The sequence below is a fragment of the Streptomyces sp. JLBG701 genome, from assembly GCF_058544905.1.
Window position 1 is genome coordinate 4,670,668 of the sequence record NZ_CM178588.1, and the last position, 20,929, is coordinate 4,691,596.

Consider the following 20,929-nt stretch of genomic DNA (forward strand, 5'->3'; position numbering starts at 1 on the left):
GGAATGTCCAACACCACGTAAACACCAGCATGCCCCGATCACAGTCCCGCATTGGTGTTACGCCTGAGCAAAATACATGCACCGGCCACACGTCTCCCGCTCCCCTGCCGACACGCCACCCGAACCACCACACTGGCGGCATGTCGACGCTGCTCTTCGTACACGGAACGGGCGTTCGCGACGAGGGGGTGCGGGCCGTCGTACCCCTGCTCAGGCGGCACCTGACCCCCCTGCGGCCGGAGGTGACGGTCGCCGCGTGCTCATGGGGCACGGAGGAGGGCGCGCGCCTGGGCGCGGGCGGAGCCTCGGTGCCGGATTACGACACCACGCGCTCCCCCGAGGACGAGGAGTCCGAGCCGGACCCGGTCGAGGCGTGGCGGCTGTTGTACGCCGATCCGCTGTACGAGCTGCGCCTGGCGGGCGTCGGGGAGGTGGCGGATCCGCCGCCGGGAGCGGTGTTGCCGGGTGAGCGGGCGGAGGAGACGGTACGGGCCCTCGGGGAGGCGGACGGTGCGGTGCGATTACGGGCCGCGTCCGAGGCCGCCGACCTGACCGACCAGCTGCCGAGGGCACTGGCGGAGGTACTGGACACGGCCGCCTGGGCGGACGCGAGCGCGGTGCTCGGCGAGGATCCCGGGGTGCCGTGGCTGCTGGCGCGGGCGGCGGTGGCGCGGGCCGGTGCCGCGAAGGTGGACGGCACGGCCCGGGACCGGCTGGTCGAGGCGCTGGCGGAGGAACTGGGCGGGGCCGGCGGTATGGAGGACACGCGTTCCGTGGCCTCCCGCGTCGGACTGCTGACCGCCCGTACGGCGCTCCGCCTCGGGGCCGCCCGGGCCGTCGAACGCCGCCGGGGCGCCCTGACCGACGCCACCCACCCGGCCGCCGGCGACATCCTGCGCTACCTGGCACGCGGCGAGCGCATCCGCCGCCTGATCGCCCGGCGCGTCAGGGAGTGCGACAGCCCGGTGACGGTGCTTGGACACAGCCTCGGCGGCGTCGCGGCGGTGGACCTGCTGGCCTCGGGACCACTGCCCGGGGTGGCGCGACTGGTGACGGTGGGCTCGCAGGCCCCCTTCCTGTACGAGATCGACGCCCTGCCCGCGCTCCCCTTCGGCACGCCCCTGCCGCCCGGCTTCCCGCCCTGGACGAACGTCTACGACCGCCGCGACCTGCTCGCCTTCATCGCCGGCCCCCTCTTCCCTGACCGGGCCCGCGATGCCCCCCTCGACAGCCGCCAGCCGTTCCCGTACGCGCACAGCGCCTACTGGTCCCATCCGGGGCTGTACGACCTCCTGGCGAAGGAGCTGCCGTGACATCCCTGTCCCCGTCCGCCGCCCCCGCCCGCACCACCGCCGTCATCGTGGGCGTCGAGTCCTACGACGCCGGTCCCACCTGGGACCTGGACGGGCCCTCCGAGGACGCGCGCCGTTTCGCGGACTGGTTCCTGGAGCGGGGCGTGCCACCTGAGCGGATCAGCGTCCTCGTCTCCCCGCTGGCCCAGAACGCGCCCGCGTGGCGGGGACGGCCCCACGCCGTACACGGCGCCGACCAGGCGACCGTACGCAAGGAATTGCTACGCCGTGTCCCGGGTGAGGAAGGCGACCTTCTGTGGGTCGTCTGGGGCGGTCACGGGATCGTGGACGACAAGGGCCACCGGCGCGTGTTCTATGCCGACGCGACCTCGGACGACCGGGTCAACCTCGATCTCGACGAGGCCCTGTCGTTCTTCCGTACGAAGGCCGTGCCCTCGTTCCGACGCCAGATCTGGCTGACCGATGCATGCCAGTCCCTGCACGACGTACGGCGGGCCCGGCGCCGTCTGCCCCACGAGGAGCTCTCCGCCGGCACAGGCTCCGCCGCCCACGACCAGGCCGCCCTCTTCGCCGTCCGCGCGGGCGAACGAGCCGCCAACCTCACCGCCGAACAGACCGGCCTCTTCTCCCGCGAGGTACTACGCCTGCTCTCGGCCACCGACCCGACCATTTGGCCCCCTGACGTAGACGCCCTGGACCGCGGGTTACGGGACACCTTCACGGACCTCCGGGCACGGGGGCTGGCTCGGCAGACGCCGATTCATCTGTGGTCGCGGGGGTGGGATGGCAAACAAGGTCAGCTGCTCGCCGCGACCGACGGCAGCCCCGCGTCCACCGCCCCACCTCCCCGGCTGACGACCGCGTCACTGGGGGCCATCGCGGAGGCCCTACTGGCAATTCCCGAGTTCCACTCCCCGTCAGGGCGACAGGAGATGCTCAGCCTGGTGAGAGGGGACGTACAACTGTGGTCGGTGATCCCGGAACAGCCAACGCCTCGCTTGACCGCGCTGGCCGTCGTGCGCACCTGCGCGCGCTTCCCCGGGGCGTTGCAGGAGCTGGCCGAGGCGGCATCGCTATGTGCGGGAGATACGCCAGAGGTACATCGGATTAGGCAGGCCATAGCAGCACTCTTGTGACTACGATCCCTCCATGAAGAGACAGCGCGTGGCGCCAGAGGCGGCCGCAGAAGCCAAGCCCTGGCCGGACCTCACCGCCATGCCCATCGACAGCCTCCCCTCCCTGGACGACCCCGAGGTCGAGCCGGCCGTGACGGCGCTGTTGGACGACGTGCAACGTCCCTTGAATTCCGTGGCAGGCAGCCAAGGAAGCTGAACGCGAACGTGGCAAGGCAACACCGGCTGTCCGAGACGTGTGTCGGGGCGTTGAGTTCGGCCGGGGACAGTGCGGCGGCGGCCGAGGAGCTGCTGTCGGCGGAGTACAGCAGGCGTCTGCTGTTGTTGCGCGTCCTGCTAGAGCGGGGTGCCGGCGCGGCCGATTCCGCGGGCCGGCTGCCGGTCGGCAAGGCGGCGTGGGAACTGTTGGCGCAGGCGCAGCGGAAGGCTCCCGAGGAATTCCGGCGAGTGCTGCTCGATCCGCAGACCGGGGCGTGGGTGGCGCGCGCCGCGCGCGCCCTGAAACAGGCGACCGAGGGATCGACACCGGGATCGGGCGGCTCCGGAACACCCTTCTGGGTCGAGTTCGGGGGGCTGCACCGGCTCGCCGTCTCGGCCGCCGCTCTCGCCGGCGGTCTGGAGTTCCGTATCGAGGTGCCCGTCGAGGACGGCGGGGTCCTGCTGCCGTGTCTGGGCCGCGTCGAGTTGCCGGTCACCGAGGCGTACTCGACGGCCGAGGTACGCGGCGGACCGGACGGCATCGAGGTGGGCGGCGTCCGTGTGCCGACCGCCCCTGGTGTCTCCGGGCCCGGCTGGTCGGGGCTGCGGCGGCTGCGGGCCGAGTGCGACGGGCGCGTGCTGGACGTCGTACTGGACGACTTGGCGCCCGCGCCGGTCGGCGGTACGGGCCGTCCGGCGCGGCTGAGCGACGAGGAGTACGACGGCTGGCGGCGGCGTGTCGAGCGGGCGTGGACGACGCTGGTGCGGGACCACCCGGGCAGTGCCGCCGCTCTCTCGGCGGGCCTGCTGTCGCTGGCACCGCTGCCGCACGGCGAGCGGCTGCGGCCGCACAGTGCCTCGTCGTCGGACGCGTTCGGCTGTGTCGTGCTGTCGGCGACCCATCCGGACGACGAGGCGAGTGCCGGTACGGAGTTGGCGGTCACGCTGATCCACGAGTTCCGCCACTCGATGCTGAACGGCCTGATGCGGCTCGCCCCGCTGCACGACGGGACGGACAGCGGGCTGTATCACGCCCCTTGGCGGGACGACCCGCGTCCACTGGTCGGACTCTTGCACGGGGCATATGCCTTCGCCGGTGTGACCGCCTTCTGGCGCACCCGGCGGCAGCTCGACGAAGGCCCGGCCGGGCAGCTCGCCCACTTCGAGTTCGCTCTGTGGCGACGCCAGACCCGAGCCGTGCTCGACACCTTGAACGGTCGTCCGGGACTGACGTCGGCCGGCCGCCATCTGGTCGCCGGTCTCCGGGCGGAGCTCACCCCCTGGCTGGACGACGCCGTACCGGAGCCCGCCGGTCCGCTCGCCGACCTGGCCGCGCTCCACCACCGCGCCTCCTGGCGGGCCCATCATGTGATCCCGGCCCCCGACTCGGTACGCGAGGCCGCCGCCGCCGTGACCTCGGGCGGCACCCTGAGCAACCCGCCCGCCGCGCCGACGATACGCACGGACCCCGAGGGCTGCCGCCTGGACGTCCTCGCCCTGCTGGCCCGTCTGCACCTCACCGATCCGTCCATCCCGGACCCGGCCGACGTCCCGGGGTCCACTCCGGCCGATCTGGCCCTGATCACCGGCGACTTGACCCGCGCGGAGACCCTCTACGCCACCGAACTCGACGATCCCCTCCAGCGTTCCCCCCGCCCCAGCGCCTGGGCAGGCCTCGCCCTGACCCTGCGGGCAGCGGGCACGCACACGCCCCAACTTCTCCTGGACCGGCCCGAGTTGGTCCGCGCGGTCGCCACCGAGCTGAACGGCAGGTTCACGTCACGGACGCTCGCGACGCTGAACTGGCGTATGTAGCTTTCATATCCCCCAAATAAGGCCCTGTCACAGGGGCATCGGGTCGATGTCGCAGTTGGCCCGGCGTTCCCAGTCCAGGGCCTGGACGACGGCGGGGTGGTCCAGGCCCAGGGTGTTGCGGAGGCGTTCCGCTGTTTCGGCGTGGAGGGTTTCCGCCTCCGTCGTCGCGCCCGTCGCCTTCAGGTCCATCGCCAGGTTGGAGGCGCAGGCCAGGACCGACGGGTGATCGGGATCGAAGAGGTCCACTGAGCGTCGTAGGGTCTCGGTGTCCAGTTCGCGGGCCGCCTCCACCTCGCCGAGGGTGTAGCGGTCGCTGGCCAGGTTGGTGGCGCAGACCAGGGTCAGTGGATGGTCGTCGCCCAGCTTGGCGCTGAGCAGGCGCAGGGCCTCATCGTCGATCGCGTGGGCCTGTTCCGGGTCGCCGTTGAGGCGGTGGGTCACCGCCTGGTTCACCCACGCGGCGACCGTGTGGGGGTGCATCTCGCCGAAGGTGTTGCGGTACGCCTCGTGGGTGCGGGTACCCAGTTCGAGGGCCTCGTCGAGATCGCCCGAGTGCCGCATGTTCACGGTCACTTCGAGGGTGGCGGCGAGGGACTCCGGGTCGTGCTCGCCGTAGCGGGCCACGAGCCGGCGGCGGGCGCCGTCCGCGGCGGAGCGGGCCTCCTCGTGCAGGCCGGCCTTGCGCCGGGCCACGGCGAGGTGGCGCAGACAGGACATGGCCAGCGGGTTGTCGCTGCCGAGCGCGCGCCGGCACTGGGAGGTGATCTCCTCCTGGTAGGTCCGCGCCTGGTGGTAGTCGCCGAGTTCGCGCATGTCCACGATGAGCGAGAGCCAGGTGACCAGGCTCAGGGCGTGGTCGACGCCGAACATGTGGACCTTGCGCTGCCAGGTGTCCTCGTCCAGCCGCCGGGCCCTGTCGAACAGCCCGGCCAGGCGCAGGCTCACGCCGACGTTGTGGGCGGCCCGAAGGGTCTCCGGGTCGTCCTCGCCGTTCAGCCGTGTGTAGCGCTGGTGGATCGACTCGGCGAGTTCGAGCGCGGTGCCGAACTCGCCCTGCACACGCCGGTCGATGGCCACGTTGCCGAGCGCGTCCAGGGTGTCCTGGTGGTCCTCGCCGACGGTCCGCCGATAGGCCTCAAGGACCTCGGCGTTGAGCCGCGCGGCCTCCTGGTAGCGTCCGGCGCTGAAGTTCAGCCAGCCGAGCCACTTCGCCACCCCGAGGGTCTGCTCGTCGTCCGCGCCGAACCGCTCCTTCCAGGCCTCGTACGCGCCCGTGGCCAGCTCGCTGCCGGTCTCGTAGTCGCCCCAACGCGCCAGGTACTTCACCTCGTTGATGACCAGCGCCCGCACCCAGCGGTCCTCGGAGTGCAGCGCGTCGGACGCCATGACATGCGGGTTCAACTCGCCGTAGCGGTCCCAGTGGCTGGCGTTCTCCGGGTCGAACGGGTCGTTGGCGACGAGCAGTTGGTGCGCGCCGCGCCGCATCTGCGCCTGCTCCTCGTCGGTCATCCGGGACTGCAGCGCCATCTGGACCAGACGGTGCATCTGGATCGAGTTGGCCCGGTGGTCCATCCGGGCCAGGGAGAACCGGTTGATCTCCCGCAGCGCCTGCGCCTGCCGGATCGGGTCCCGCAGCGCCACGTCCAGTTCGGGGGCGATGGAGCGGTCCCGCAGGCTGTTGAAGAGGTTCCGGGGAATCGGCTCGGGGGCACAGAACGAGCACACCTGAAGTAACTGCAGCGCTGCCGGGTTCTTCGACTCCAGCTGGTCGAGGGAGACGTTCCACGCGGCGATCACCGGCGCCTTGTAGTCCGGCGACTCCGACTCGTCCAGCAGCTCCAGCCGCTTCTCCTCGAACAGTCGCAGGTATTCGTCCGCGGACATGCCGGTCTCGGCGAGCCAGGCGGAGGCCTGCTCGACCGCCAGCGGCAGGTCACCGAGGGCGTGGGCGAGCCGGTCGGCCTCGTCCTCGCTGAGGTCGAGATCGCGGCGGCGCAGCAGCTGCACGCTCTCCCCGCGCGCGAACACGTCGACCTCCAGCGGCCGCGCCACGTTGGACCACTGCGGGTTGCGGGAGGTGACGAGGATGTTGCCGGTGCCGCCGGCCGGGAAGAACTGACGTACGTTCTCTGGGCTCTCGGCGTTGTCGAACACCAGGAGCCAGTCCTCGTAGGGCTCGCCGCGGCGAAGCGCCTCAAGCACCGCCGGTACGGCCGTGTTGGCCTCGCCACTGGTCTTCAGCTCCAGGCGCAGGGCGAGTTCGCCGAGTGACCGCACGATCTGGGTGGTGCGCTCGGCGGAGATCCACCACACGACGTCGTAGTCGCTGAGGCGTCGGTACAGGTACTCGACGACCAGCGCGGACTTGCCGACGCCGCCCATGCCGTGCAGGGCGTTGGGCAGCACGGCGGTGGCCCGTTCCCGCTGGAGCCTGCGGTGCAGGTTCTCCAGGAGGTCCTCACGGCCGATGAAGTTCGCGTTCTGCGGCGGCACGTTGCCCCACACCGCCGGGGTGGTCCCGGACCGGGTGGCGCCCTGCGGCCGGCTGGCCTCGACCATCTCGGGGTTCCTTTCCTGAGTGACCGTGGTGACTGTGTTGGCCGCGGGGAGCCCGTTGCCCGTCTGCGTGGGTGACGGTGGTGCCTGCGGGGCCGGTCGCGCAAGGGTCCTGCGGGCCTCGGCGGTCCGGGCCGCCTGCACCTGACGGAACCGGCGGGCCGACGCGTACTCGTCGAGCGCCTGGCCCAGCCGCCGCGCCGGTTCGAGACACGGCCCCGACAGGGCGCCCAGGACGGCCTTCTGCGCGGTGAGCCAGGGCACGGACTCCTCGTCGACGGGCACGAGGAGTTTCCCGCCGGGCTCGGCGATCAGCCTCGGCAGGTCCCACAGCCGCCGGGAGTGCGGGCCGAGCCCCTCGCCGATCGTCTCCACCAGTCGGCGCAGCTCGTCCTTGCGGAGGAAGGCGAGGAGTTCCTCCCGCACCCCGGGCACGAAGTCGAAGCGCACCCGCTGCGCGCCGGTGCGGTGCGGGCCCGGCACCGGCCTGGCAAGCCCGTAGACGAACAGCTGCGCGAGGCTGTCCGGCCCGGACTTGGGCACCCAGACCCGCTGCACCCGCTCGATCAACGGCCAGGTCAGCGGGATCGCCGCAAGCCGCACGCCCAGCTGGAAGACCTCCGGCGGCGCCCACCGCCTAAAGCCGTCGACCAGGTCGTGCGGCTTCGCGCCCCCGGGGCCCGCCACGAGCGGGGCGGGCGGCGGGCCGTCGCCGGTGCGGCCGGCGAAGGTGACGGGCAGACAGACCTGCCCGGACTCGGCCGCGGTGACCAGCCGCGCCCACACGGCCAGTTCCCGCGCGTCCAGCTCCAGGACCGGCACCGGAACCAGCGCTCCCGTCCCCGGCGGCCCGACCGCGTCGGGCGCGATCCCGCGCACCCGGCACCGCAGCCGATGCGCCGGCGCCCCACGCCCGGCCGACCGCAGAAACGCGGGCCACACGGTGAGCGGAGCACGGTCCCACAACTCCCGCGGCATCAGCTGTACGACGGCCACCGGACCGTACGCCGCCCAGCGGGCCAGCGCCGCCTCGCCGCGCCCCGAAGTCCAGCCGTCCGCCCACCCGTCGGTGAGCAGCAGCACCACCCGCCCGGGCCCACCGGGCAACGCCCGCCGCCCGTCCCGCCGCAACTCACGCAGGGCGACCCGCCCGAACGCCCCGCACCGGCGCACGAGTTGGGTAAACGCCCTGGCCGTCTCCAGCCACACCTCCCGAGCGGGCCCGTCGTCCAGCACTACGACGGCATCCGGCCGCCCCGGCAGAGCGGCGAGGTGACGCAGGGCGGCGAGCAGGCCGGGCGGGTCGGGGAGTGGACGTAAGGCAGGCGGGTCGGGAGGGACGTTCGTCGGGTTGCCATGGGACGAAGCGTTCATGCGCTCCTCCCCCCGTGCCCTCTGCGCCACAGCGCGTCCAGAGCCGCCTGACCCGGGTATTCCCCCTCGGGACGAAGACCACCCGCCGTGTCCCGCGCCAGTCCCAGCCACATGGCGTCCAGCAGCGCCGCGGCAGTGGGCACCCGGCCCGGTTCCATACCCTCCAGCACCCGCAGAGCATCCCGCTCCGCCTTCTCGGCAGCCTCGGGCGGGAGCCAGGACGCGGCCAGCCGCGCTGGTGCGGGCGGCGCTGACAGTCGTAGCGGAATGCAGCGGGACACGAACGCCGAGGACAGGTTCTCCTCGTCCTCGGCGGTGATCACCACGACCGGGAACTCCCGGCAGCGCACCCGGCCTTCGGCGATCTCGGCGCCGGGCGCGTGGTCGTCGGCGGTGCCGACCGTGGCCGTGGGCGTGGACCGCAACTCGGGTATGGAGAAGCCGCCGTCCTCGAAGACGCCCTGCAGCTCGTCGGCGAGGGCCACGTCGCTGCGGTCCAGGTCCTCGATCAGCAGTACCCGGGGCGGTTCGTGGGGCAGCAGGGCGGTGCCGAGCGGGCCCAGCCGGACGAACTCGCCTGCGGGCTTGTCCCTCGACGCGGCCCGTACGGCGGCGCAGATCCGGCCGACGGCGTCGTGCTCGTACAGGCCGTCGCGCAGGGTCGTACGGCTGCTGATCCACCAGCGCAGCACCGGTCCGAGGCCGAGTTCGCGGCTGATCCGGTGGGCCAGGCCGGACTTGCCGGTGCCCGGCGGACCGGTGACCAGCAGCGGGTGGCGCAGATGGAGCGCGGCGTTGACGAGGGCGAGGCCCTCCGGGTCGAGGTCGGGGCCTGCGAGGGGGCCGTCGCCGGGGCCCAGATAGCGGGCGGTCGCGGAGTCCGGGCCGGGGGGCGTCGCGCGGACGGGCTCGCCGTCGAAGCGGCGCCAGGGCGGCGGCTGCGGCCACACCGGGTCGGGCTCCCCGGGGGCGGGCGGCTGCCCGGTTCCCCGGTAGATCCACCAGTCTTCCAACGCGGGCTCCCTTCCACAGGGTTACAGGGGCGGGGGTTCGGGGGCGAGGGGGTTGCGCTCGGGGTTGTCCCAGAGCACGGCCAGATGCTGTGTCATGTGGGTCCTGGAACTCCCCAGACTCTGCCGGCGTGCGGCGGCCACCCGGGTGGGGAAGTCGGACAGCCGCCCTTCGTTGGCCAGCCGGGTGACGAACCTCTTGATCTGGGCGTCCGTGTCCATGCTGTGATGCCAGACCACCACCGGCAGGCCGGACGCGAGGGCGGCCCGGGCCTCGTGCCACCCGCGCTGCCGTTTCGGTTCCGGCGGCTCGCTGAGGATCGCGGCGACGTACCGCTCGTCGCTGAGCTGGGCGGCCAGCGGCGACAGGTCCCGCGCGTCCTGGGGAAAGTTCTCCGCGGTGAGGAACACATGCGTGGAGTTCGGCTCGACGTGCAGCTGTTGCCAGCGCTTGCGCCACTCCCGGTACCAGCCGTGGTTGCGCAACCGGTCCAGGCTGCGGACGAAGACCAGGTAGCGGGCGGCGAGCCGGTATGCCGGGTCCCCCGTCATCCACCAGTGCACCGGCAGGTTGAGGAGTTCCAGCGGCAGTACGAACTCCACCTGGAGGTCCCCGCCACGGCCCGCGAGGCCCTCGATGGCCTCGGCTTCCAACACCACCTCGTCGACCACGCGTTCAAGATCCTCCACGCGTTCCAGATCCTCGCACCGGGCCTTGCGCTCCTTCCGTCCCGGGGTCCACGGCGTCCTGTCCTCGGCGGTCGGCGAGTACAGCCAGTACCAGACCGTGTACCACTCGGGGGACCGCTTGTCGGGGTCGATGCCGATGACGAGGTAGTCCGTGGCGTTCGGCGGGCTGGTGGCCGGAGCGGCGGCGATCCGGTGCAGTCCGTCCAGCATGACCACCAGTTCCTGGCTCTGGTCCCGCGCGGTCCGCCGCGTCAGCTCGAACACCTGGCGCCCCGGCGCCTCGGTCAGCGACTTCGAGACCCGCGCCATCAGCAGCATCCAGGACGGCAACCCGTCCGGCAGGGCGGCCTGCCCGAACAGATACAGGAACGCGTCCCACACGGTGACGCAGTGCGCCGGCAGCTTTGTCACCCGGTCGCCCGTGGCGAATCGGATCAACTCCGTCACGTCGCCGGCCGGGCCGCCGTTCAACTGCTCCCGCAGCCAGTCCCACTTGGGGACGAACCGGGGCAGTGCGACCACCGCGTTGCACTCGTCGGCCAGCCGATGCACCCGCAGGGTCTGGTAGCTGCCCCGATCCATGGTGTCCAGGGCGTTGGCGAGGCCGGGCAGCAGACACGGCTCGCCGGCCTGGGTGCAGGACCGGACGAGGGACCTGCACCACGCCATGGTGGACAGGGTCCCGGACGGCTCCAGCGAAAGTCCGACCTCGTCCCGTAACTCGGCCAGCAGCAGCGACCTGGCGGCCGGGTTGGACAGCATCTCGATGTCCAGCATGGAGTCGACGACATCGTGACGGATCCGCTTCACGATGTCGTCCAGCTTCTCGGCCACGCGCCGCCCCCTCCCCCGACCCCCCGTTGGGCCGCGCCGCACGTAACAACGAAGCGTATCCAACACAACACGCCTGGGTGTACGGGTCGGTGATGGTCGGTCAGGTTCGCCGGGGGCCGGGCGGTGCCGGGGACGCCGAAGGGGCCGCCCGCACCACGGATGGCGGGCGGCCCCTTCGGGGCGTTCAGTGACCGGAGGTCAGCGGGCCTCGGTTCAGGAGGCCTTGGCCTTCTCCTCGGTCTTGGCGGTGGCCGGGGCCTCCGCCTTGGCGGCCGGAGCCGGCGCGGGCTTCGCGGCCTCGTAGAACTCCTCGCGGGGGTTCTCCATGGCGCCGAGCGCGACGACCTCGCGCTTGAGGAACATCGCGAGGGTCCAGTCGGCGAAGACGCGGATCTTGCGGTTCCAGGTCGGCATGGCCAGCCCGTGGTAGCCACGGTGCATGTACCAGGCCAGGCGGCCCTTGACCTTGATCTTCACCTTGCCCATGACGATCATCGCGACGCCCTTGTGGAGGCCGAGACCGGCCACCGCACCCGAGTTGGCGTGCGCGTACTCCTTCTGCGGGAAGCCCCGCATGCCGGAGATCACGTTGTCGCCGAGGACCCTCGCCTGACGCAGCGCGTGCTGGGCGTTCGGCGGGCACCAGGCGTTCTCGACGCCGGCCTTGCGGGCGGCGACGTCCGGGACCTGGGCGTTGTCGCCCGCGGTCCAGATGTAGTCGGTGCCGGTGACCTGGAGGGTCGGCTGGGCGTCGACGTGACCGCGCGGACCGAGCGGCAGGCCGAAGCGGGAGAGCACCGGGTTGGGCTTGACGCCGGCGGTCCAGACGATCGTGTTGGAGTCGACCTCAAGGCCGTTCTTCAGCACGACGTGCCCGCCGACACAGGAGTCCATGGAGGTGGAGAGGTAGATCTCGACCCCGCGACCCTCCAGGTGCTCCTTGCCGTACTGGCCGAGCTTGGGGCCGACCTCGGGGAGGATCTTGTCGGCGGCGTCGACGAGGATGAACCGCATGTCCTCGCGCGACACGTTGTTGTAGTACTTGGCCGCGTCCCGGGCCATGTCCTCGACCTCACCGATGGTCTCCGCACCGGCGAAGCCGCCGCCGATGAAGACGAAGGTGAGCGCCTTGCGGCGGATCTCCTCGTCGGTCGTGGAGTCGGCCTTGTCGAGCTGCTCAAGGACGTGGTTGCGCAGGCCGATGGCCTCCTCGATGCCCTTCATACCGATGCCCTGCTCGGCGAGGCCGGGGATCGGGAAGGTGCGGGAGACCGCGCCCATCGCGACGACGAGGTAGTCGAAAGGCAGCTCGTACGCCTCGCCCACGAGGGGGGCGATCGTGGCGACCTTGCGGTCCTGGTCGATGGTGGTGACCCGGCCGGTGAGGACTTCCGCCTTGGGCAGCACACGTCGCAGCGGTACGACGACGTGGCGCGGCGAAATGCTGCCGGCGGCGGTTTCGGGGAGGAAGGGCTGGTAGGTCATGTACGACCGGGGGTCGACGACCGTGACGGTCGCCTCGCCGTAGCGCATCTTCTTGAGGATGCGCCGAGCTGCGTACAGGCCTACGTACCCACCGCCTACTACGAGGATCCTGGGACGCTCCGTGGTGCTCATGCCATCGAGTATCCACCCGCCCCAGAGGGGTCGCTCGTGCGCCCCTTCACAAGCTTCGACATAGCCTGTGCTATCCTCCGCGACCCGCGTGACGGAGGTCATGGCGCGACGGGGGAACCAGGGTGTAGGGCAACCCGTTGTCAATGCCGCGTGAGCTGCCTCTCCGTCCCACGAAGCCCCGCGTGAGACCCCCGAAACACCCTCCCGCACAACCCACGGGAAACGCCCTCGTCACGCCCTACTGAGCACGTTCACAGACCCGCTGATCCCCCGGAAGGGCCAACCGGCACCCATTCGTCGCCCAACCGGACCGAATTCCTTGTGAAGAACTTCACGAACTTTTTCGAGAGCACGTCGCCGAGGGGTGTCGCAACCCCCCTCAGGGGCGCTCATACGTTATCCGACCTGCTCAACCGACGGCTACCGATCGGTAACAAAGGAGACCTACGACACCGACCAGGCGATCCCGTCGAGGATGTCGTGCTCACTCACGACCACCTCCTCGGCCCCGATCCGCTCCATGATCGAGAGCAGGACCAGAGCCCCCGCCGCGATCACATCGACGCGCCCCGGATGCATGGACGGAACGGCCGCACGCTCGGCATGGGTCGACCGCAGGAGCCACTCGGTGATCTCGCGGACGCGGTCGTAGGAGACCCGTGAGTGGTGGATGGCGACCGAGTCGTACTCCGGCAGGCTCTGCGCGATCGCCGAGACCGTGGTCACCGACCCGGCCAGCCCTACGAGGGTCCGCGCCTCCCGCAGCGGAACGGTCTCCTCGGCGAGGTCGAGGGCCGCCTCGATGTCGGCGCGCATCGCGGCGATCTGGGCGTCGGTGGGCGGGTCGGACACGACGCCGTCCCGCACCAGGTGCCGCTCGGTCATCCGCACGCAGCCGATATCGACCGAGCGCGCCGCGCGGACGTGGTCGTCGCCCACGACGAACTCGGTCGACCCGCCGCCGATGTCCACGACGAGGTAGGGCTTGGCGAGATGGTCACTCCCCTTGAGCTCCTTGGTAGCCCCGGTGAAGGAGAACTCCGCCTCCTGATCACCGGAGATCACCTCGGGCTCGACCCCGAGAATGTCGATCACCCCGCGCACGAACTCGTCCCGGTTCTCGGCGTCCCGGGAGGCAGAGGTGGCCACGAACCGCAGCCGCTCCGCCCCATGCTCCTTGATGACCGCCGCGTAGTCCCGGCAGGCGGCGAAAGTCCGCTCCAGCGCCTCGGGGGCGAGCCGCCCGGTCCGGTCGACGCCCTGACCGAGGCGGACGATGGTCATCCGCCGGTCCAGATCGACCAGTTCACCTGTCTCTGGGTCGGCGTCGGCGACGAGGAGCCGGATGGAGTTCGTACCGCAGTCGATGGCGGCGACGCGGGTCATGGCAGTCCTTACCTCTCAGCAGGGGTCGGTGAATCCCAGCCCGACTGGCGTCGGATTTTCAGCGCCGGCCCAGGCATCTTCAGCCCGTCCGGGGGTCTGGGGGCGGCAGCCCCCAGAGACGGACGCACGGTCACGACTCGGCGCCCGGCACCACACACGGCCCCTTCGCCCACCACTCCGGCAGCATCGCAATCGCCTCATCGCCGAGCGGATTGACGCCCGGCCCGGCGGCCAGCGAATGCCCCACCAGCACATGCAGACACTTCACCCGGTCCGGCATGCCACCCGCGCTGGGGAAGCCCTCCAGCACCTCGATGGCGTCACGACGCGCGATGTAGTCCTCGTGCGCGGAGCGATACGCCGAGGCAAGCTCCGGATCAGTCTGCAGCCGCTCCGTCATCTCCTTCATCACCCCGTTCGCCTCCAACGTGCCGATCGCCGAAGCAGCACGCGGACACGTCAGGTAATACGTCGTCGGGAACGGCGTACCGTCCGGCAGCCGAGGCGCCGTCTCGACAACATCCGGCTGCCCACACGGGCACCGATGCGCGATCGCACGCAGCCCACGAGGCGGACGCCCCAACTGCTGCTTGAAGGCCTCGACATCGGCGTCGGTGGGCTCGGTGCGCGGGGTGGAAGGCGGAGGCGTTTCCATGCTCGTACGAAAGACTCTCTGTAGTCAGTTCACTGGTCGGACGCGTCGGACTTGTCGACCCCGTCCCAGACGTTCGCGTACCAGGGACGGTCGGCCACGCCGAGGTCGGCGCGCGACTGCTTGGCCGCGTCCGGGTCGACGACGGTGAAGCCGGTCTCCCCGGGCAGTACATAGTGCAGCCGCAGCCGGATCTGCTGCTCCGCGTACGCGTCGTCCTGCCAGCGTGCCTTGAGGTCGCGCAGCTGTTCCACCCGCTCCTTGGCCTGCTGCTTCTGCCGCTGCAGGTCGGCGATCTCGGCGCGCTGGGAGACGTACTGCCTTATCGGGTAGGCGAGGGCGACGATCAGCGAGCACAGGACGAGGGCGAGGAGGGCGGCGCGGCCGGTCAGCCGGGAGCGGCGGGCCTGCCGTTTGGTCTGGGAGCGGTAGACGCGGGCCGCGGTCTGCTCGCCGAGCAGCTTGATCCTGGTCGCGGTGGAGAAACGGTCCCGGTCCTTCACGGCCATCTCTCACTCCCGTTCCCGACACGCGCGTACGTCCCCGCACACGGTACGGGACCGGGTACGGGGACGTACGTACGACTGGCTAAGCCTTAACCCTGTACGGGTCGTACGGGGGTCAGCCCTTGAAGCGCGGGAAGGCCGAGCGCCCGGCGTACACCGCCGCGTCGTCGAGGATCTCCTCGATGCGCAGCAGCTGGTTGTACTTGGCGACGCGCTCGGAGCGGGCCGGGGCGCCGGTCTTGATCTGGCCGCAGTTGGTGGCGACGGCGAGGTCGGCGATGGTGACGTCCTCGGTCTCACCGGAGCGGTGCGACATCATGCACTTGAAGCCGCTGTTCTGGGCGAGGGTCACGGCGTCCAGGGTCTCGGTCAGCGAGCCGATCTGGTTGACCTTGACGAGCAGCGCGTTGGCGGCGCCCTCGTCGATGCCGCGGGCCAGACGCTCCGGGTTGGTGACGAACAGGTCGTCGCCGACGATCTGGACCTTGCCGCCAAGCTTGTCCGTGAGGACCTTCCAGCCGGCCCAGTCGTCCTCGAACAGCGGGTCCTCGATGGAGACGAGCGGGTAGGCCGCCACGAGCTCCTCGTAGTACTCCGTCATCTCGGCGGCGGAGCGCTCCTTGCCCTCGAAGAGGTACTTGCCGTCCTTGTAGAACTCGGAGGCGGCGACGTCGAGCGCGAGGGCGACCTGCTCACCGGGAACGTAACCGGCCTGCTTGATGGCCTCGAGGATGAGGTCGAGGGCGGCGCGGTTGGAGTCCAGGTTCGGGGCGAAGCCGCCCTCGTCGCCGAGGCCGGTGGACAGGCCCTTGGACTTCAGCACGCCCTTGAGGGTGTGGTAGACCTCCGTGCCCCAGCGCAGCGCCTCGGAGAAGGACTCCGCGCCGATCGGGGCGATCATGAACTCCTGGATGTCCACGTTGGAGTCGGCGTGCGAGCCGCCGTTCAGGATGTTCATCATCGGAACGGGCAGCAGGTGCGCGTTCGGGCCGCCCAGGTAGCGGAAGAGCGGCAGGTCGCTGGCCTCGGAGGCGGCGTGCGCGACGGCGAGGGAGACGCCGAGGATGGCGTTGGCGCCGAGCGAGCCCTTGTTGTCGGTGGCGTCCAGGTCGAACATCGCCTGGTCGATCAGGCGCTGCTCGGTGGCGTCGTAGCCGACGAGCTCCGGGCCGATCTGCTCGATGACGGCCAGTACGGCCTTCTCGACACCCTTGCCCTGGTAGCGGTTGGGGTCACCGTCGCGGAGCTCGATGGCCTCGAAGGCGCCCGTGGAGGCGCCGGACGGGACGGCGGCACGACCCGTGCTGCCGTCGTCGAGGCCGACCTCGACCTCGACCGTGGGGTTGCCTCGGGAGTCCAGGATTTCCCGGGCTACGACGACGTCGATGGACGGCACGAGCATCTCCTTCTTGGGATGTGACGCGGCTCTGCAAGACCGCGATGGGTTCTGCGAGACCGAGCCTAACCGGCTCCGGGCGATCAGCCACCGCTTGGACCGGCCCCTGGACAGAACCGAGAGTAAATTGTTTCTGAACTGAACAAAGACGGCCGTACAAAGACGGCCGTACAAAGTCGGCGCAAGAAAAAGCCCCGCCCCGGTGCGTACGGGGGAACACGCACCGGAGCGGGGAGCCTCGTGGGGGACGGGGGTGACCCTCACGAGGCCTTCAGTATGAGGACCACGGATGTGAGGGCGCTGTGGTTCAGCTAGGTCTTACTTGAGGTGGAGCTGCTGACCCGGGTAGATGAGGTCGGCGTCCTCGACGATGTCCTTGTTCAGCTTGAACAGCTTCGCCCAGCCGCCCTTGACGTCGTGCTCCTCGGCGATGGAGCTGAGGGTGTCACCCTTGACGACCTTGTACTCGCCGTCACCCTTCTTGACCTTCTTGCCGGTCGGGGTGGTCACGGTCTTCTTGGCGGCCGGGCGCTCGGCGGAGCGGGAGGCCGACTGCTCGGTCGAGCGAGTGGTGGTGCCGGTGCTCGTGTCGGCGGAGGAGCTGGAGCTGCTGCTGCCGGTGTACGAGGCGCTGGACAGGCCGGTGCCACAGGTCGGCCAGGCACCCTTGCCCTGCGCGGCGAGGACCTTCTCGGCTATCTCGATCTGCTGCGCCTTGGTGGCCTGGTCGGCGGTGGAGGCGTAGGCGGAGCCGCCGTACGCGGCCCAGGTGGAGGCCGAGAACTGGAGGCCGCCGTAGTAGCCGTTACCGGTGTTGATGGCCCAGTTGCCGCCGGACTCGCACTGGGCGACGGTGTCCCACTCGGAGGCGGTGGCGGCGGAGGCGGTGCCGGACGCCATCAGCGGCGCAGCGATGGCGACACCGGTCACGCCGGCCAGTGCGGCGACGCGGGTGGCCTTGGACGGGCGACGGTGCTTGCCCTTACCGGAAAACAGCATGGTTGATCCCCTCACCGACGCCTGCGAGGTGAGCTGTCGGGTTCGGGCCGTGTGAGTTGCCCGGCCGCACACCTTTCGATGTACGACTTCACCCCAAGCCGGTTCCGGCCACTGAAGCCTCGAAGGCTTCAACTGCCGGGCCCGGCACTTACCTTGGGTCCCCCGCTCCTGCCTACGGCGCTGTTGAGCGACGACTGTTCCCGTAGGCCGCTGGCAGGACTCGGCGTTGCGGCAGACGGGGCTCGTGTTGACGAGCGGTGACGACCGTAGACAGGCGATCGCCGGAATTTCAAAGACGATCAGGGCTTCTGAGACTCATCCCACACTTTCCCCAAACCGGACATTCAGCGCGAACCATGACGCGAACTCCCGCTGCTTTTAACCCGTTTAGACACCAAGATCGAGGGTCTGACCGGCGAAGATGTGACTCGGGTCGGACCCGATCGCCTTCTTGTTCGCGGCATAGAGCGCACGCCATCCGCCATCGAGGTCAAGGGAGTCGGCGATGGACGCGAGCGAGTCGCCGGCACGGACTGTGTACGACTCACGCGACTCACTGGCGCCGCGATGCCTGCCGGTGCCGAGCGCGCCCGTGTCGACGAGGGCCGAAGAGCCGACACTCTGCTCGAAGTTGCCCGACTCGTCACCCTTCGTCGCACCTGTGGATGAACTGTCCGTTTCCTGAGGAGCGCTCTCGGTGGACGTCGACGCGGACTCGGAAGACGAAGGCGACTTGTCGGACTTGGTGGAGTTGTCCGCGGAGTTGCCCGTGGAGCCGGCGTCGGCGGAAGCGCCCGGGGAGTCGCTTGAGGAGTCGCTGGACGAAGAGGACGTATCAGATGATTTACCGGAGGAGTCGGACAGACCGGAAGAGCTGGACGAATCCGACGAGTCGGACGAGTCCCCCGCGACACCCGTGTCGACATCCGCCGAAGCCGAGTCCTGGCTGAGCCCGTTGAGCAGGCCGCAGGTGGACCACGCGCCCACACCCTGGTCGTCGAGGAGCTTCTCGGCGACGGCTATCTGCTGCGAGCGGCTGGCCAGGTCGGCGCTCGGGGCGTAGTCCAGGCCGCCGTACTCCTCCCAGTTCTCCTGGCTCAGCTGGAGGCCGCCGTAGTACCCGTTGCCCTCGTTGGCACTCCACGCGCCGCCGCTCTCGCACTCCGCGACGCGATCCCACGTGGTGCCGTCGGCGGCGCTCGCCACCGTCGCCCCGAGGAGCGGGATCGCGATGGCGGAGCCGGTGACTCCGGCCGCGACGAGGATGGCGGGGGCCTGACGGGGGCGACGGTGACGACCGTTCCCGGAGAGCATGTGGGGACCTTTCCGGAGGCAACAGTGACCTGCGCGACGGATGAAGCGGGGGCGTCGCACTGGTACGCGAACGTATCTGCAGTCGATCACTTGTCACAAGTTAATGCCGCGAGGATCACGTGAAGATCACAGACTTGAGGGTTTGTCAGGTTTGCGGTGGCGGAGCGGGGCCCTGCGCAGTCGCCGGACGGAATTAACGGACCGGCGTGAACTCCACAGGCAAAGTGCGCAATCCACGCATGATGAGGCCGCCGCGCCAGCGCAAATCGGTTGGATCCGCCGCGAGTTGGAGGTCTGGGAGGCGGGTGAGGAGCGTGGCGAGCGCCGTCTGGCCCTCCAGGCGGGCGAGGGGGGCGCCGAGGCAGTAGTGGATGCCGTGGCCGTAACCGAGGTGCTGATTGTCACGTCGGGAGAGGTCGAGCGTGTCCGGCTGCGCGAAGCGTTCGGGGTCGCGGTCCGCGGCCGCGAGTACGACGAGGACGGGGTCGCCTGCTGCGATGTCCTGTCCGCCGACGGTGAGCGGCTCGATGGCGAAGCGCCAGGTGGCGAGTTCGACGGGGCCGTCGTAGCGGAGGAGTTCCTCGACGCCGGTTTCGAGGAGGCCGGCGTCGTGGGCGGCGAGGGAGGTTTGGAGGCGGGCTCGCTGCTCGGGGTGGGTGAGAAGGGCGTACGTGCCGTTGCCGATCAAGTTGACGGTCGTCTCAAATCCGGCAAACAGCAAGATAAAGGCCATGGCTGCCGCCTCGTTCTCGGTGAGGTGCTCGCCCTCGTCCGAGGCGCGGATGAGGCCGGAGATGAGGTCCTCGCCGGGGGCGGGGTCGGCGGGGAGGGCCTCGCGCTTGCGGTGGATCAGTTCGGCGAGATAGCCGCGCATCTTCTTCACGGACCGCGCGACACCGCCCCGGGGCCCGCCGCCGTGCCGGGTCATCATGCCCGCCCAGTCACGGAAGTCGTCCTGGTCCTCGCGGGGGACGCCGAGCAGGTCGCAGATGGCGTAGATGGGGAGCGGGAAGGCGAACTCGTGGATGAGGTCGGCGGAGCCGCGCTCGGCGAACCGGTCGATGAGGTGGTCCGTCAACTCCTGGACGCGGGGGGCGAATTCGGCGACCCGGCGAGGGGTGAAGGCCTTGGAGACCAGTCGGCGGAGCCGTGTGTGGTCGGGCGGGTCGATGTTGAGCAGATGCGTCATCAGCTCGGCCTTGCGCTCGCCGGGGATACCGGTCTTCCCCTTGGCGTGCGCCGGCTCGTCGTGATGAGCGGGGTTCTTGCTCAGCCGCTGGTCGGCGAGGGCCTGCTTGGCATCGCCGTAACGCGTGACCAGCCAGGCCTCCACGCCGCTGGGCAGCTTGGTCCAGTGCACGGGGGCGTGCTCGCGGAGCCAGGCGTAGGCGGGGTAGGGGTTGGTGGCGAAGTCCCAGGTGAAGAGTTCGGGGGCGCCGTCGGGGCGGAGTTGATCGGTCACTCCTCGACGGTATCCGGGCCGGATCCGACGGGCACCACGCCACTGGCTCGCACCAACCCCCGGGGCATGTCGCCCCTCACATCAGGTCACGTACGCGTCAGAGTGCGATCTCGGCACGATTGAGATCGAGTAGATCCGGATCCTGCCTGACCAGTTCCTCCTCGAACGCCTGCCATCCCTTGGCACCGACGAACGCCGCTTCGGACGGGCCGATCGGAACCAGCCACACGACGGACACCTCCACGTCGTTCTCGAGAACGACCGAGGAGAAGTCGTCGTCGAAGTAGACGGGGAGCGCGGCGTAGAGGGCCGTCATGGTGCCCCCTGGGATCAGCGGCATGGGGAGCGGGACCACTTCCCCCCGCAGCACCGCCTCCTGGGAAGCGACCAGACGCTCCGAGACCCATTCCAGTACGCCCGGCCAGGGCCCCGCCTCGTCCCCCGGCACCGGGCGGCCACAGGCCAGCAGTTCGAGATGCTGGTGGCGGCCCGAAACCCGGGAGGACAGAGGCGTCTTGTACAGCCCGATCGTGGCGTAGGACTGGATCCCCGCCAGGGCACCCCCGGTGAAGTATCCGACCTGCGGGGTGCCCTCGGGTGACTGCTCACCGGCCGACCAGGCCCCGACGAGCCGACCGAGGCGCGATTCGAAGTGATCGACCAGAGCAGCCATG

General features: G+C 70.3%; 16 protein-coding genes and 1 riboswitch. Of the genes, 4 read left to right on the forward strand and 12 right to left on the reverse strand.

The features are described from left to right. Positions 1–140 precede the first annotated feature (140 nt). From AC5DRG_RS21375 to AC5DRG_RS21390, 4 genes are read left to right on the forward strand one after another with little or no spacing between them, the layout of a single operon-like run. Positions 141–1,313: a hypothetical protein gene (locus AC5DRG_RS21375; protein ID WP_491812165.1), complete on the forward strand. Its 1,173-nt coding sequence runs from the start codon at positions 141–143 to the stop codon at positions 1,311–1,313. Continuing rightward, positions 1,310–2,449: an effector-associated domain 2-containing protein gene (locus AC5DRG_RS21380; protein WP_491812166.1), complete on the forward strand. Its 1,140-nt coding sequence runs from the start codon at positions 1,310–1,312 to the stop codon at positions 2,447–2,449. The genes AC5DRG_RS21375 and AC5DRG_RS21380 overlap by 4 nt, the downstream gene beginning before the upstream one ends. A 13-nt stretch (positions 2,450–2,462) precedes the next feature. Next, positions 2,463–2,645 (forward strand): hypothetical protein, encoded by a 183-nt coding sequence (locus AC5DRG_RS21385; protein ID WP_491812167.1) that lies wholly within the window; start codon positions 2,463–2,465, stop codon positions 2,643–2,645. An 8-nt stretch (positions 2,646–2,653) separates the two neighbouring features. Continuing rightward, positions 2,654–4,459: an HEXXH motif domain-containing protein gene (locus AC5DRG_RS21390; protein WP_491812169.1), complete on the forward strand. Its 1,806-nt coding sequence runs from the start codon at positions 2,654–2,656 to the stop codon at positions 4,457–4,459. Positions 4,460–4,486: 27 nt separating this feature from the next. Here AC5DRG_RS21390 and fxsT read toward each other — a convergent pair whose 3' ends face one another. The 12 genes from fxsT to AC5DRG_RS21450 all read right to left on the reverse strand — a co-directional run bounded on the left by fxsT (position 4,487) and on the right by AC5DRG_RS21450 (position 20,928). Beyond that, positions 4,487–8,389, reverse strand: a complete 3,903-nt coding sequence (gene fxsT, locus AC5DRG_RS21395) for an FxSxx-COOH system tetratricopeptide repeat protein (protein ID WP_491812170.1) — start codon at positions 8,387–8,389, stop codon at positions 4,487–4,489. Further along, entirely contained in the window at positions 8,386–9,402 is a 1,017-nt protein-coding gene (locus tag AC5DRG_RS21400) for an AAA family ATPase (RefSeq protein ID WP_491812171.1), read from the reverse strand. Before AC5DRG_RS21400 ends, fxsT begins: the two co-directional genes overlap by 4 nt. Before the next feature lie 21 nt (positions 9,403–9,423). After that, positions 9,424–10,923, reverse strand: coding sequence for a VMAP-C domain-containing protein (locus AC5DRG_RS21405; protein WP_491812172.1), 1,500 nt, complete (start codon positions 10,921–10,923; stop codon positions 9,424–9,426). Positions 10,924–11,136: 213 nt separating this feature from the next. Next, positions 11,137–12,540, reverse strand: a complete 1,404-nt coding sequence (locus tag AC5DRG_RS21410; RefSeq protein ID WP_491812173.1) for an NAD(P)/FAD-dependent oxidoreductase — start codon at positions 12,538–12,540, stop codon at positions 11,137–11,139. Positions 12,541–12,984: 444 nt separating this feature from the next. Next, a complete protein-coding gene (locus tag AC5DRG_RS21415) occupies positions 12,985–13,926 on the reverse strand; it encodes a Ppx/GppA phosphatase family protein (protein ID WP_491812174.1) in 942 nt (313 codons plus the stop codon). A 130-nt stretch (positions 13,927–14,056) separates the two neighbouring features. After that, positions 14,057–14,581 carry a DUF501 domain-containing protein gene (locus tag AC5DRG_RS21420; protein ID WP_491812176.1) on the reverse strand — a complete coding sequence of 175 codons (525 nt, stop codon included), beginning with the start codon at positions 14,579–14,581 and terminating at the stop codon, positions 14,057–14,059. A 29-nt stretch (positions 14,582–14,610) separates the two neighbouring features. Next, on the reverse strand, positions 14,611–15,087 hold the full coding sequence (locus tag AC5DRG_RS21425) for an FtsB family cell division protein (protein ID WP_491812177.1): 477 nt from the start codon (positions 15,085–15,087) through the stop codon (positions 14,611–14,613). Between the two features lie 112 nt (positions 15,088–15,199). Continuing rightward, positions 15,200–16,486, reverse strand: coding sequence for a phosphopyruvate hydratase (gene eno / locus AC5DRG_RS21430; RefSeq protein WP_491812178.1), 1,287 nt, complete (start codon positions 16,484–16,486; stop codon positions 15,200–15,202). Between the two features lie 312 nt (positions 16,487–16,798). Continuing rightward, positions 16,799–17,479 (reverse strand): transglycosylase family protein, encoded by a 681-nt coding sequence (locus tag AC5DRG_RS21435; RefSeq protein ID WP_491812179.1) that lies wholly within the window; start codon positions 17,477–17,479, stop codon positions 16,799–16,801. Positions 17,480–17,482: 3 nt separating this feature from the next. Beyond that, positions 17,483–17,669: riboswitch (cyclic di-AMP (ydaO/yuaA leader) on the reverse strand. A 197-nt stretch (positions 17,670–17,866) separates the two neighbouring features. Continuing rightward, a complete protein-coding gene (locus tag AC5DRG_RS21440) occupies positions 17,867–18,793 on the reverse strand; it encodes a transglycosylase family protein (protein ID WP_491812180.1) in 927 nt (308 codons plus the stop codon). A gap of 193 nt (positions 18,794–18,986) precedes the next feature. Next, positions 18,987–20,255, reverse strand: a complete 1,269-nt coding sequence (locus tag AC5DRG_RS21445; RefSeq protein WP_491812181.1) for a cytochrome P450 family protein — start codon at positions 20,253–20,255, stop codon at positions 18,987–18,989. Positions 20,256–20,352: 97 nt separating this feature from the next. Then, positions 20,353–20,928: a suppressor of fused domain protein gene (locus AC5DRG_RS21450; RefSeq protein WP_491812182.1), complete on the reverse strand. Its 576-nt coding sequence runs from the start codon at positions 20,926–20,928 to the stop codon at positions 20,353–20,355. Position 20,929: the final 1 nt, after the last annotated feature.

Excerpts from the sequence above, each read along its gene's own strand:
- AC5DRG_RS21415 (WP_491812174.1), bottom strand. The coding sequence starts at position 13,926 with ATGACCCGCGTCGCCGCCATCGACTGCGGTACGAACTCCATCCGGCTC.
- AC5DRG_RS21410 (WP_491812173.1), bottom strand. The coding sequence starts at position 12,540 with ATGAGCACCACGGAGCGTCCCAGGATCCTCGTAGTAGGCGGTGGGTAC.
- AC5DRG_RS21385 (WP_491812167.1), top strand. The coding sequence starts at position 2,463 with ATGAAGAGACAGCGCGTGGCGCCAGAGGCGGCCGCAGAAGCCAAGCCC.
- AC5DRG_RS21420 (WP_491812176.1), bottom strand. The coding sequence starts at position 14,581 with ATGGAAACGCCTCCGCCTTCCACCCCGCGCACCGAGCCCACCGACGCC.
- eno (WP_491812178.1), bottom strand. The coding sequence starts at position 16,486 with ATGCTCGTGCCGTCCATCGACGTCGTCGTAGCCCGGGAAATCCTGGAC.
- AC5DRG_RS21375 (WP_491812165.1), top strand. The coding sequence starts at position 141 with ATGTCGACGCTGCTCTTCGTACACGGAACGGGCGTTCGCGACGAGGGG.
- AC5DRG_RS21425 (WP_491812177.1), bottom strand. The coding sequence starts at position 15,087 with ATGGCCGTGAAGGACCGGGACCGTTTCTCCACCGCGACCAGGATCAAG.
- AC5DRG_RS21435 (WP_491812179.1), bottom strand. The coding sequence starts at position 17,479 with ATGCTGTTTTCCGGTAAGGGCAAGCACCGTCGCCCGTCCAAGGCCACC.
- AC5DRG_RS21440 (WP_491812180.1), bottom strand. The coding sequence starts at position 18,793 with ATGCTCTCCGGGAACGGTCGTCACCGTCGCCCCCGTCAGGCCCCCGCC.
- fxsT (WP_491812170.1), bottom strand. The coding sequence starts at position 8,389 with ATGAACGCTTCGTCCCATGGCAACCCGACGAACGTCCCTCCCGACCCG.
- AC5DRG_RS21450 (WP_491812182.1), bottom strand. The coding sequence starts at position 20,928 with ATGGCTGCTCTGGTCGATCACTTCGAATCGCGCCTCGGTCGGCTCGTC.